The organism is Aggregatimonas sangjinii (assembly GCF_005943945.1).
GTDB lineage: Bacteria > Bacteroidota > Bacteroidia > Flavobacteriales > Flavobacteriaceae > Pelagihabitans > Pelagihabitans sangjinii.
Map to the genome: position 1 here is coordinate 831,019 of NZ_CP040710.1, position 12,876 is coordinate 843,894.

Consider the following 12,876-nt stretch of genomic DNA (forward strand, 5'->3'; position numbering starts at 1 on the left):
TTTAGAACATATTATGTCAGAGGTATTGGATAAGAAATGGTATGTGGTTCGAGCGGTTAGCGGCCAAGAGAATAAAATCAAAGGCTATATTGAAAGCGAGGTAGAACGCCATGGCTTTTCCGATTATTTGGAAGAAGTATTGGTGCCGACCGAAAAGGTGGTGCAGATACGAAAAGGAAAAAAAATAAATAAAGAGCGTGTTTATTTTCCAGGTTACATTATGGTCAAGGCCAATTTGGCAGGAGAGATGATTCATATCATCAGATCTATAACCAATGTGATCGGTTTCTTAGGTGAAACGAAGGGTGGAGACCCCGTGCCTTTAAGAAAATCAGAAGTGAATAGAATGCTCGGTAAGGTAGACGAATTGGCGATTAACACTGACAGTGTGGCCATACCTTTCGTCTTCGGCGAAACGGTAAAAGTTATCGACGGACCTTTCAACGGATTCAACGGTACCGTTGAAAAAATTAATGAAGAAAAACGTAAGCTAGAGGTAATGGTAAAGATTTTCGGAAGAAAGACCCCATTGGAACTCAGCTATATGCAAGTAGAAAAAGTTTAGTATCAAGTGTTACATAGATAAAGTTGTGTTGCTTCCAATTGGCATAACTTCAATTTAAATTTAAACAATGGCAAAAGAAGTAGGTAAAGTAGTTAAGCTACAAGTTAGGGGAGGTGCAGCGAATCCATCGCCGCCGGTTGGACCCGCCTTAGGTGCTGCCGGCGTTAACATCATGGAGTTCTGTAAGCAGTTTAATGCCAGAACCCAAGACAAACCAGGTAAAGTTCTACCTGTTGTTATCACCGTGTACAAAGACAAGTCGTTCGACTTTGTCATCAAAACACCGCCAGCGGCAGTTCAATTGATGGAAGCAGCTAAGATTAAAAAAGGATCAGGCGAACCTAACCGAATAAAACTAGGTAGCGTATCCTGGGATCAGATTAAGGCGATAGCCGAAGACAAAATGGTAGACCTTAATGCGTTTACAATCGAGTCGGCTATGAGCATGGTCGCTGGAACAGCGCGTTCAATGGGTATGAAAGTAGCCGGAAAACGTCCTTTTTAAAATCTTATAAAGCAATTTAAATGGCAAAATTAACAAAGAACCAAAAAGAGGCCTATGCGATGATAGAGCAAGACAAACTCTATTCTGTAGATGAGGCATCTGTTTTAGTAAAAGAGATCACCAAAGCAAAGTTCGATGCATCTGTCGATTTAGCAGTTCGTTTGGGTGTTGATCCTAAGAAAGCCAATCAAATGGTGCGGGGTGTGGTAACTTTACCCCACGGTACCGGTAAGGATGTAAAGGTTTTGGCCTTGGTTACCCCGGACAAAGAAGCCGAAGCGGCCGAAGCAGGAGCCGATTATGTCGGATTGGATGAGTATTTGGATAAGATAAAAGGCGGTTGGACTGATGTTGATGTCATCATCACCATGCCCAGCGTCATGGGAAAACTGGGTCCTTTAGGACGTGTTTTGGGACCGAGAGGTTTGATGCCCAATCCAAAAACAGGAACCGTTACTATGGATGTTGCCAAGGCAGTATCTGAGGTAAAGGCGGGTAAAATAGATTTTAAGGTAGACAAAACGGGTATCGTACATGCGGCCATCGGGAAAGTTTCTTTCTCTCCTGATAAAATCGCAGGAAATGCCAAAGAACTTTTGGATACGTTGAATAAATTGAAGCCTGCGGCCTCTAAAGGTGTGTATATGAAATCCATTTTCATGTCAAGCACGATGAGCCCTAGTCTTCAAGTTGACCCTAAAACAGTTTAACGAACTGGTAGTTCAAAATTTTTAGTATGACAAGAAAAGAAAAAGCAAACGTAATACAAGATTTAACTACACAGTTAGGAGATAGTGCGACCATTTATTTGGCCGATATCTCCGGTTTGGATGCCGGCACAACATCAGCTTTGAGAAGAGCGTGTTTCAAGGCGGATATTAAACTGGCCGTGGTTAAGAATACCTTGCTTGCAAAAGCAATGGAAGCTTCGGAAAAGGAGTTTGGCGAATTACCTGAGGTGCTTAAGGGAAATACTTCCCTGATGTTCTCAGAAGTAGCCAATGCTCCCGCGAAAGTGATCAAAAATTTTCGTAAGAAGTCTGATAGGCCCTTGTTGAAGGGAGCATTTATAGAGGAAGCAGTTTATATTGGCGATAATCAATTAGATACGCTGGTAAGCATCAAATCGAAGGAAGAAATGATCGGTGAGATTATCGGACTGTTGCAATCTCCTGCTAAAAATGTTATTTCCGGATTGAAATCCGGTGGTGGCAAATTGGCCGGTATCCTCAAAACCTTATCAGAAAGATAACAAGTACGCACTAAACAACAATTATATTTTAAAATTTTATTAAACGATAGAAAAATGGCAGATTTAAAAGAATTCGCAGAGCAGTTAGTTAATTTAACCGTAAAAGAGGTTAACGATTTAGCTGGTATATTAAAAGAAGAATATGGTATCGAGCCTGCAGCAGCAGCAGTAGCCGTTGCCGCCGGTGGTGGTGGTGATGCTGGTGAAGCCGTTGAAGAGCAATCGGAATTCGACGTGATTTTGAAAGCGGCCGGTGGTTCTAAATTGGCAGTGGTTAAATTGGTTAAGGAATTGACCGGTTTAGGTTTGAAAGATGCTAAGGACATCGTTGATAGCGCGCCAAAAGCCGTTAAGGAAGGGGTTGCTAAAGACGAAGCGGAAGGTATCAAAAAATCTTTAGAAGAAGCTGGAGCAGAGGTTGAACTTAAATAAGGGCAACGGCTATAGCACTAGGTTTTAGGTCTTTCCTCGCTTCTGGCGGGGCTAGACCTAAACCATTTTATAAACTTGGCTAATCGTATGTAACGACCAAGTTGTCATACAGTATATAACGGTATATACCACCCAATTACTATTCACGATCAAAATTTTATCCGTAGATGTTAAAACAACAGACTGAGAGAATAAATTTTGCATCCGCTAAGAACACTCCGGAATACCCGGATTTCTTGGACATTCAGATTAAATCGTTTCAAGATTTTTTTCAACTTGAGACCAAATCTGACGAAAGGGGCAATGAAGGATTGTACAACACCTTTATGGAAAACTTCCCGATAACGGACACACGTAATCAGTTCGTTTTGGAGTTTCTCGATTATTTTATAGATCCACCAAGATATTCCATCCAGGAATGTATCGAGCGTGGTCTTACCTATAGCGTTCCACTAAAGGCAAGGTTGAAATTGTATTGTACCGATGAGGAGCATGAAGATTTCGAGACCATTGTGCAAGACGTATATTTAGGAACTATTCCTTACATGACGCCAAGCGGTACTTTCGTTATAAACGGGGCCGAGCGAGTCGTGGTTTCGCAGTTGCACCGTTCTCCTGGTGTATTCTTCGGACAGTCTTTCCATGCTAATGGTACCAAGCTGTATTCAGCAAGGGTCATTCCATTTAAAGGTTCATGGATTGAATTCGCTACCGATATCAACGGCGTAATGTATGCGTATATCGATAGGAAGAAAAAATTACCTGTAACAACTCTCTTTAGAGCTATTGGCTTTGAAAGGGACAAGGATATTCTTGAGATATTCGACCTTTCGGAGGAAGTCAAGGTTTCTAATGCAGGTCTCAAAAAAGTAATGGGCCGTAAACTGGCCGCCCGTGTATTGAACACCTGGCATGAAGATTTTGTGGATGAGGATACTGGGGAAGTGGTTTCCATTGAGCGTAACGAAATCGTATTGGATCGTGATACGGTTTTGGACAAGGAACACATAGCCCAGATCATGGAAGCCGACGTGAAAACCATTCTTTTGCACAAAGAGAATAATGCACAGAGCGACTATGCCATTATTCATAACACCCTACAAAAAGATCCTACCAACTCCGAAAAGGAAGCGGTAGAACATATTTATAGACAACTTCGTAATGCCGAGCCGCCCGATGAGGAGACCGCTCGAGGCATCATTGATAAATTGTTCTTCTCCGATCAACGTTACAACTTAGGTGAGGTGGGTCGTTATCGAATGAACAAGAAATTACAGTTGGATATCGGAATGGACAAGCAGGTCCTGACCAAGGAAGATATTATTACCATCATCAAGTATTTGATCGAGTTGATCAACTCAAAGGCCGAAATAGATGATATCGATCACTTATCCAACAGACGTGTACGTACGGTAGGGGAACAATTATCTTCTCAGTTCGGTGTCGGTCTTGCCCGTATGGCGAGAACCATTCGTGAGCGTATGAACGTTCGTGATAATGAGGTGTTTACGCCGATAGATTTGATCAATGCGAAGACCTTGTCCTCTGTGATCAACTCCTTCTTCGGAACCAACCAGCTGTCTCAGTTTATGGATCAAACGAATCCGTTGGCAGAGATTACGCACAAGAGAAGGTTATCGGCCCTTGGGCCAGGTGGTCTTTCTCGTGAAAGAGCCGGTTTCGAGGTACGTGATGTACATTATACGCACTACGGAAGACTTTGTCCGATAGAGACACCGGAAGGGCCGAATATTGGTCTGATTTCTTCTTTGGCCGTTTTCGCCAAGGTGAACCCAATGGGCTTCTTGGAAACGCCATACCGTAAAGTAGAGAACGGAAAAGTAAATACCAAGGAATTCGGATATTTGAGTGCGGAGGAAGAGGAGGGTATGAAAATCGCCCAAGCCAATATTCCGTTGAAGGATAACGGAACCATTGATTCCGAGAAGGTAATTGCAAGGGAAGAAGGTGATTTCCCTGTTGTAGACCCGAAAGAAATCAACTATACCGATGTTGCCCCGAATCAGATTGCATCTATTTCTGCGTCATTGATTCCATTTTTGGAGCACGATGATGCGAACAGAGCATTGATGGGGTCGAACATGATGCGTCAGGCCGTTCCCTTGTTGAAACCACAATCGCCAATCGTTGGTACCGGATTGGAACGTCAGGTAGCTTCCGATTCTAGGGTATTGATCAATGCGGAAGGCGATGGGGTTATCGAATATGTAGATGCCCAAAAGGTGACCATCAAATACGATAGGTCCGATGCTGAACGCTTGATAAGTTTCGAGGAAGATTCGAAAACGTATAATTTGGTAAAGTTTAGAAAAACGAACCAAGGTACGAGCATTAACTTGAAACCTATCGTTAAGAAAGGCGATAAGGTTAAAAAGGGTCAGGTCCTATGTGAGGGTTATGCTACCGAAAAAGGCGAGTTGGCCTTGGGTAGAAACCTTACCGTGGCCTTTATGCCGTGGAAAGGGTATAACTTCGAGGATGCAATCGTAATCTCCGAAAAAGTAGTCCGTGAGGATATTTTTACTTCTATTCACGTAGACGAGTATTCCCTTGAAGTTCGGGATACCAAACTTGGTGCTGAAGAACTGACACACGACATTCCAAATGTTTCCGAAGAGGCCACAAAAGACCTTGACGAAAACGGAATGATCCGCATAGGCGCCGAAGTAAAGCCCGGCGATATCCTAATTGGAAAAATCACGCCGAAAGGGGAATCAGATCCTACTCCGGAAGAAAAACTGCTTCGTGCGATTTTCGGTGATAAGGCTGGTGATGTTAAAGATGCTTCGTTGAAAGCTTCCCCATCCTTACGTGGTGTTGTTATTGACAAAAAGTTGTTCTCCCGTTCTATCAAGGATAAGCGTAAGCGTTCCGAGGATAAGGAGTCCATCAACCGTTTGGAATTGGAATATGAAGTGAAATTCCAGGAATTAAAGGATATCCTTGTAGAAAAATTGGCAAGCCTGATTAGTGGTAAGACCTCACAAGGAGTGCTTAATGATTTGGGAGAGGAAGTATTGCCTAAAGGTAAAAAGTACACCTTGAAGATGCTGAACTCCGTTGATGATTTTGCCCACTTGGTGGGTGGAAGCTGGACGACCGATAAAGCTACGAATGCTTCGGTTGCCGATTTGTTGCACAATTATAAGATTAAGCTGAATGACCTTCAAGGGAACTTGAGAAGGGATAAGTTTACGATTTCTGTCGGTGATGAATTGCCAGCCGGTATCATGAAATTGGCCAAGGTCTACATCGCCAAGAAGCGTAAATTGAAGGTTGGGGATAAAATGGCGGGACGTCACGGAAACAAAGGTATCGTTTCTAGAATCGTACGTCAGGAAGACATGCCATTCTTGGAAGATGGTACGCCTGTTGATATTGTGTTAAATCCTTTGGGAGTACCTTCACGTATGAACATCGGCCAGATTTATGAGACCGTATTAGGTTGGGCAGGATTGAAGTTGGGCAAAAAGTACGCAACTCCGATTTTCGATGGGGCGACTTTAGACCAGATCAATAGCTTTACCGATGAGGCAGGCATTCCAAGATTCGGACATACCTATTTATTCGACGGTGGTACAGGACAGCGTTTTGATCAACCCGCTACGGTTGGTGTAATTTACATGCTGAAACTGGGCCATATGGTAGATGATAAGATGCATGCAAGGTCTATCGGACCATACTCACTGATTACGCAACAACCATTGGGTGGTAAAGCCCAGTTCGGTGGTCAACGTTTTGGAGAGATGGAAGTTTGGGCACTTGAGGCATATGGCGCATCCGCTACCCTTCGAGAGATATTGACGGTTAAATCCGATGACGTGGTCGGTAGGGCGAAAACCTACGAATCCATCGTTAAGGGAGAGACCATGCCAGAACCTGGTTTACCAGAATCTTTCAATGTATTGATGCACGAACTGAAAGGTTTGGGTCTCGACATTCGTTTGGAAGAATAGTTTTACACACAACACATTTAAGAGCACCATTACATTATGGCTAGAATACACGATAATACACCACAAAAAAGGTTTAACAAGATTTCGATCGGCTTGGCTTCCCCGGAAGCTATTTTGGCAGAGTCAAGAGGCGAGGTCTTAAAACCTGAAACTATTAACTATAGAACCCACAAGCCTGAGCGTGACGGACTTTTCTGTGAGCGTATCTTTGGTCCTGTCAAGGATTATGAGTGTGCCTGTGGAAAGTATAAGCGTATTCGTTACCGCGGTATCGTTTGTGACCGTTGTGGCGTTGAAGTTACCGAGAAGAAAGTACGTAGGGATCGCGTAGGGCATATCAATTTGGTAGTTCCTGTGGCGCATATCTGGTACTTCCGTTCGCTACCGAACAAAATCGGTTACCTTCTGGGGCTTCCTTCCAAGAAGCTCGATATGATCATCTACTATGAACGCTATGTAGTCATACAACCCGGTATCGCCAAAGGACCTGAAGGGGAAGAAATCAATAAGATGGATTTCCTTACGGAAGAAGAGTACTTGAATATCTTGGAGGAGATTCCGCCGGAAAATCAATACTTAGAAGACACCGATCCCAATAAATTCATCGCAAAGATGGGTGCGGAATGTTTGATCGATCTTTTGGGAAGAATCGATTTGAAACAACTGTCGTATGATTTAAGGCACAAGGCGAATACCGAAACTTCAAAACAACGTAAGACGGAAGCCCTAAAAAGGCTTCAAGTTGTAGAGGCACTTCGAGAATCCCAGCAAAATAGGGAGAACAAGCCGGAATGGATGATTATGAAGGTGGTTCCCGTTATTCCGCCGGAATTACGTCCGTTGGTACCGTTGGATGGTGGTCGTTTTGCGACCTCCGATTTAAATGATCTGTACCGAAGGGTAATTATACGAAACAACCGTTTAAAGCGATTGGTCGAAATCAAGGCACCCGAGGTTATTCTGAGAAATGAGAAGCGTATGCTTCAAGAATCTGTTGATTCGCTCTTCGATAACACTCGAAAAGCATCTGCGGTAAAAACAGAATCTAACAGGCCTTTAAAATCCCTTTCCGATTCATTGAAGGGAAAACAAGGTCGTTTCCGTCAGAACCTGTTAGGAAAGCGTGTCGATTATTCCGCTCGTTCGGTAATCGTCGTTGGTCCTGAAATGAAGCTGTATGAATGCGGTCTTCCAAAGGATATGGCTGCCGAATTATACAAACCATTCGTGATTCGAAAGTTGATCGAACGAGGTATCGTAAAAACGGTAAAATCGGCAAAGAAAATAATAGACAAAAAAGAACCCGTAGTTTGGGATATTCTTGAAAACGTATTGAAAGGACACCCGGTACTATTGAACAGGGCCCCGACATTACACCGATTAGGTATTCAAGCATTCCAACCCAAACTTATCGAAGGGAAGGCAATTCGTTTGCACCCGTTGGTTTGTACGGCTTTTAATGCGGATTTTGATGGTGACCAGATGGCGGTGCACCTTCCATTGGGCCCAGAGGCCATTTTGGAAGCACAGCTGCTTATGTTGGCATCGCACAATATATTGAACCCTGCTAATGGTTCTCCGATTACCGTGCCCTCCCAGGATATGGTCTTGGGTCTGTATTATATGACCAAAGAGCGTAAATCTACAAAGGAGGTACCTGTAAAGGGCGAAGGTTTGACTTTCTACTCCGATGAGGAGGTGGTTATTGCCTTCAATGAAGGAATGTTGGAGCTGAATGCTGGTATTAAAGTGCGAACGAAGGACTTTAACGAAGAGGGAGAATTGGTTAATCAAATTGTTCAGACTACTGTTGGTAGGGTACTGTTCAATCAAGTAGTGCCGGAAGCTGCCGGTTACGTGAATGATGTATTGAACAAAAAATCATTGCGTGATATTATCGGTAATATTCTTGCGGTGACCGATGTGCCTACCACAGCCGAATTCTTGGATAAGATAAAGACAATGGGGTACGAATTCGCTTTTAAAGGTGGATTGTCCTTTAGTCTTGGCGATATTATCATTCCTAAGGAGAAACACGAGATGATTGCCGATGCCAACGGTCAAGTTGATGGTATTATGACCAATTACAACATGGGTCTGATTACCAATAATGAAAGATACAATCAGGTTATTGATGTATGGACATCAACAAACGCGCTATTGACTGAATTGGCGATGAAACGTATTCGCGAAGACCAACAAGGTTTCAACTCGGTGTATATGATGTTGGATTCTGGTGCGAGGGGCTCGAAAGAGCAGATTCGCCAGTTGACCGGTATGCGTGGACTGATGGCCAAGCCTAAAAAGTCTACTGCTGGAGGTGGTGAGATTATCGAGAACCCGATTCTCTCCAACTTTAAGGAGGGCCTATCGATTTTGGAATACTTTATCTCTACCCACGGTGCACGTAAAGGTCTCGCCGATACCGCTTTGAAAACGGCCGATGCCGGATATCTAACACGTCGTTTGGTGGATGTTTCTCAAGATGTAATCGTTAATATCGAGGATTGTGAAACCCTTAGAGGTGTCACGGTCGAAGCATTGCGTAAAAACGAAGAAATCGTTGAATCTTTGGGGGCCCGTATTCTAGGTAGGGTTTCCTTACATGACGTATACAATCCGTTGACTGAGGAATTGTTGCTGACTGCAGGTCAGGAAATCATGGAGTCGGATGTAAAACGCATATCGGATTCCCCAATTGAAAAGGTAGAAGTGCGTTCAGCATTGACGTGTGAGGCACCAAAAGGTATTTGTGCCCAATGTTATGGTCGAAACCTTTCCACCAATAAGATGGTGCAAAGAGGTGAAGCTGTTGGTGTTGTCGCTGCACAATCCATTGGAGAGCCAGGAACACAGTTAACGTTGCGTACGTTCCACGTTGGGGGTATTGCTGGAAACATTTCCGAAGACAGTAAGTTGGAAGCCAAGTTCGCCGGTGTTGCCGAAATCGAGGATCTACGAACCGTAAAAGGAGAGGATTCTGATGGTAATAACGCCGAAATCGTTATTTCCCGAACTTCCGAAATTAAAGTGATCGATGCCAAAACCGGCATTGTGCTAAGTACGAACAATATTCCTTATGGTTCGCAATTGTTCATTAAGAACGGGGCCAAAGTAGCCAAGGATGAGTTGATTTGTCAGTGGGATCCATATAACGGTGTAATCGTTTCGGAGTTTCCAGGTAAAATAGCGTACGAGAATATCGAACAAGGTGTTACCTATCAAGTAGAAATCGATGAACAAACCGGATTCCAGGAGAAAGTAATCTCCGAATCCCGTAACAAGAAATTGATACCTACGCTCTTGATTATGAATAACAAGGATGAAGTGTTGCGTTCGTACAACCTTCCGGTCGGTTCCCACATTATGGTCGATGACGGAGATAAGATCAAGGAAGGTAAAACTTTGGTGAAAATACCACGTAAATCGGCGAAAGCAGGTGATATTACGGGTGGTCTTCCAAGGGTTACCGAATTGTTCGAAGCGCGAAATCCATCTAACCCGGCTGTGGTGTCTGAAATCGATGGCGTAGTTTCTTTTGGAAAAATAAAAAGGGGTAACCGCGAAATCATCATTGAGTCCAAATTAGGTGAAATCAAGAAGTACCTTGTAAAACTCTCAAACCAGATTTTGGTGCAGGAGAACGATTACGTAAGGGCAGGCATGCCTTTGTCGGATGGTTCCATTACACCTGAAGACATCTTGAAAATCAAAGGTCCATCTGCTGTTCAACAGTATTTGGTGAACGAGGTTCAGGAAGTATATCGTTTGCAAGGGGTGAAAATCAACGACAAACATTTTGAGGTAGTCGTTCGACAGATGATGCGTAAAGTACGGATTGTGGATCCAGGAGATACTATTTTCTTGGAGAATCAACTAGTGCATAAAGATGATTTCATCAATGAGAACGACGATATCTTCGGTAAGAAAGTAGTGATGGACGCCGGGGAATCCGAGAATTTGAAGGCAGGTATGATCATTACCCCTAGGGAACTAAGGGATGAGAATTCCATCCTCAAGCGCGGTGACAAAGCTGTGGTAGAAGCAAGGGATGCCGTTTCGGCAACCGCAACTCCTATCTTACAAGGTATCACGAGAGCCTCGCTACAAACGAAATCGTTTATTTCTGCCGCATCGTTCCAAGAGACCACTAAAGTATTGAACGAAGCTGCGGTAAGCGGTAAGGTAGATACCTTGGAAGGCTTGAAGGAAAATGTTATCGTAGGGCACAGAATTCCTGCTGGTACAGGTATGCGTGACTATGAGAATATTATCGTCGGTTCAAAAGAGGAATACGATGAAATAATGGCGCGTAAAGAGGCGTTAAAATTCTAATGTAGACCGACCCTCGATATACTCATATCGAGGGTCGGTTTTTTTATGTAATAGCCAATGGCAGAAAAGGAAAACAAACAAAAGCAGATCAATATCGAATTGGATGAAAAGATGGCGGAGGGTATCTATTCCAATTTGGCCATTATCAACCATTCCGTTTCGGAATTTGTGGTAGACTTTATTAGCATGATGCCCGGTGCACCAAAGGCTAAAGTTAAAAGCCGTATCGTTTTGACCCCGCAACACGCCAAGAAGTTCCTAAAGGCATTGAACGATAATGTACATCGCTTTGAAAAGGCCCATGGTACCATTAAAGATTACGAGCAACCTCCAATACCGTTGAATTTCGGTCCTACCGGGGAGGCTTAAAACTAAAATTAAACCACTGTAAAAGCAGTGGTTTTTTATTTTGCATCCTCTTGCCCTCAGTTCAGGTATGCATTGACGCTTTACCCTATTTTGTCAACGTTATCAGGTCTTTGGTTTGAAGGGGCGTACGATCAATCTGGCTGCCTTATCGTAGTTGATGTAATTGTATACCCAATTGAAAAAGACGATGACTCGATTCCTAAAACCGACTAAGGCCATAAGGTGAACGACCATCCACAGTAGCCAGGCGAAGGATCCCCCGAAACGGAATTTTTTGATATCCGCGACGGCTTTGTTCCGACCAACGGTCGCCATTGTACCCTTGTCCGTGTACTTGAAGGGTGTCATCTCTTTACCGCTAAGCATTCGCTTTATATTTTTTGCCAAATGTTCCCCTTGTTGAATAGCAGGCTGCGCGACCTGAGGATGTCCTTTGGGATAGTCCTGAGTGTCCATTTGGGCGATATCGCCAATAGCGAAAACCGTATCGAATCCATTTATTTGATTGAATTGATTTACGGCATAGCGACTTGATTTTTCAATCATGACGTCTGTTTTGAAACCCTCTATGGAAGCTCCGGTTACCCCTGCCGTCCATATGCAGTTTTTGGTTCGAAAGGTCGCCCCATCGTCCAATGTTAATAGTTCTCCGTCATAATCGCTGGCGATGGCGTTCAAATGCACGATTACCCCTAGTTCTTTTAAAAATTTCTCGGCTTCTTTGGATGCGTGATCGCTCATGGGTGGTAACACCTGTGGGCCTCCTTCGAACAAATGAATTTCCATTTCATTTATTTCCATATGCTTGTAATCTTTTGGAAAGACATTTCTCTTCAGTTCGGCAAGGGCTCCTGAGAGCTCTACGCCCGTAGGTCCGGCACCTATGATACAGAAATTAAGATGCGCCTTTCTCTCGGCCATGTCGGTGCAATCGTCAGCATATTCAAAATTTTGAAGCATAAGACTACGGATGTTCAGGGCATCCGGTAAAAACTTCATGGGCAAGGCATATTTTGCAATCTGTTCATTGCCGAAAAAGTTGGTTTTGGTTCCCGTAGCCAGGACCAAGTAGTCATAGGCAAGATTCCCGATATCGGTTGTGACGCATCTCGTTTCCGTGTCAATATGCTGTACGGTTGCCAGACGAAAGTAAAAGTCGCTTAACTTTCTGAGGATTTTTCGAATGGGGTAGGCGATGGAATCCGGTTCCAAGCCGCTCGTCGAAACTTGATATAGCAAGGGCTGAAACGTATGGTAATTATGCTGGTCCAATAAAACCAGTTGTATATCGGCACCCTTTAGGTTTTTTGCCAACGAGATGCCAGCAAAGCCGCCACCAATGATGACTACTCGCTTTTTTTCGGTTTTTGGAATATTCATAGGCCAATCGGGGTAGACAAGAAAATGTCGAGCGTTGGTAGGATAATCCGACAATTTCACC

The 12,876-nt window shown here is 43.7% G+C and carries 9 protein-coding genes; 8 read left to right on the forward strand and 1 reads right to left on the reverse strand.

Translation table 11 applies throughout. The annotated features are described in order from the left end of the window. Positions 1–13: 13 nt before the first annotated feature. The 8 genes from nusG to FGM00_RS03585 all read left to right on the forward strand — a co-directional run bounded on the left by nusG (position 14) and on the right by FGM00_RS03585 (position 11,435). Positions 14–565, forward strand: a complete 552-nt coding sequence (gene nusG / locus FGM00_RS03550; protein ID WP_138851584.1) for a transcription termination/antitermination protein NusG — start codon at positions 14–16, stop codon at positions 563–565. 67 nt (positions 566–632) lie between these two features. Continuing rightward, complete coding sequence (rplK, locus tag FGM00_RS03555) at positions 633–1,070, forward strand: 50S ribosomal protein L11 (protein ID WP_138851585.1); 438 nt, start codon at positions 633–635, stop codon at positions 1,068–1,070. A 20-nt stretch (positions 1,071–1,090) separates the two neighbouring features. Next, entirely contained in the window at positions 1,091–1,780 is a 690-nt protein-coding gene (rplA, locus tag FGM00_RS03560; RefSeq protein ID WP_138851586.1) for a 50S ribosomal protein L1, read from the forward strand. Positions 1,781–1,806: 26 nt separating this feature from the next. Further along, positions 1,807–2,322, forward strand: coding sequence for a 50S ribosomal protein L10 (rplJ, locus tag FGM00_RS03565; protein WP_138851587.1), 516 nt, complete (start codon positions 1,807–1,809; stop codon positions 2,320–2,322). Between the two features lie 54 nt (positions 2,323–2,376). Then, complete coding sequence (gene rplL, locus FGM00_RS03570) at positions 2,377–2,754, forward strand: 50S ribosomal protein L7/L12 (RefSeq protein WP_138851588.1); 378 nt, start codon at positions 2,377–2,379, stop codon at positions 2,752–2,754. A gap of 167 nt (positions 2,755–2,921) precedes the next feature. Continuing rightward, positions 2,922–6,731, forward strand: coding sequence for a DNA-directed RNA polymerase subunit beta (gene rpoB, locus FGM00_RS03575; RefSeq protein WP_138851589.1), 3,810 nt, complete (start codon positions 2,922–2,924; stop codon positions 6,729–6,731). Between the two features lie 36 nt (positions 6,732–6,767). Then, complete coding sequence (rpoC, locus tag FGM00_RS03580) at positions 6,768–11,066, forward strand: DNA-directed RNA polymerase subunit beta' (protein WP_138851590.1); 4,299 nt, start codon at positions 6,768–6,770, stop codon at positions 11,064–11,066. A 57-nt stretch (positions 11,067–11,123) separates the two neighbouring features. Beyond that, positions 11,124–11,435, forward strand: a complete 312-nt coding sequence (locus FGM00_RS03585; protein ID WP_138851591.1) for a DUF3467 domain-containing protein — start codon at positions 11,124–11,126, stop codon at positions 11,433–11,435. 102 nt (positions 11,436–11,537) lie between these two features. Here FGM00_RS03585 and FGM00_RS03590 read toward each other — a convergent pair whose 3' ends face one another. Next, the gene (locus FGM00_RS03590; protein WP_138854602.1) at positions 11,538–12,815 is read right to left on the reverse strand and encodes an NAD(P)/FAD-dependent oxidoreductase; all 1,278 of its coding nucleotides are present in this window, start codon (positions 12,813–12,815) and stop codon (positions 11,538–11,540) included. Positions 12,816–12,876: the final 61 nt, after the last annotated feature.

What these genes read in the sequence shown, in the direction of transcription:
- nusG (WP_138851584.1), top strand. Translation starts at nt 14, where the DNA reads ATGTCAGAGGTATTGGATAAGAAATGGTATGTGGTTCGAGCGGTTAGC.
- rplK (WP_138851585.1), top strand. Translation starts at nt 633, where the DNA reads ATGGCAAAAGAAGTAGGTAAAGTAGTTAAGCTACAAGTTAGGGGAGGT.
- rplA (WP_138851586.1), top strand. Translation starts at nt 1,091, where the DNA reads ATGGCAAAATTAACAAAGAACCAAAAAGAGGCCTATGCGATGATAGAG.
- rplJ (WP_138851587.1), top strand. Translation starts at nt 1,807, where the DNA reads ATGACAAGAAAAGAAAAAGCAAACGTAATACAAGATTTAACTACACAG.
- rplL (WP_138851588.1), top strand. Translation starts at nt 2,377, where the DNA reads ATGGCAGATTTAAAAGAATTCGCAGAGCAGTTAGTTAATTTAACCGTA.
- rpoB (WP_138851589.1), top strand. Translation starts at nt 2,922, where the DNA reads ATGTTAAAACAACAGACTGAGAGAATAAATTTTGCATCCGCTAAGAAC.
- rpoC (WP_138851590.1), top strand. Translation starts at nt 6,768, where the DNA reads ATGGCTAGAATACACGATAATACACCACAAAAAAGGTTTAACAAGATT.
- FGM00_RS03585 (WP_138851591.1), top strand. Translation starts at nt 11,124, where the DNA reads ATGGCAGAAAAGGAAAACAAACAAAAGCAGATCAATATCGAATTGGAT.
- FGM00_RS03590 (WP_138854602.1), bottom strand. Translation starts at nt 12,815, where the DNA reads ATGAATATTCCAAAAACCGAAAAAAAGCGAGTAGTCATCATTGGTGGC.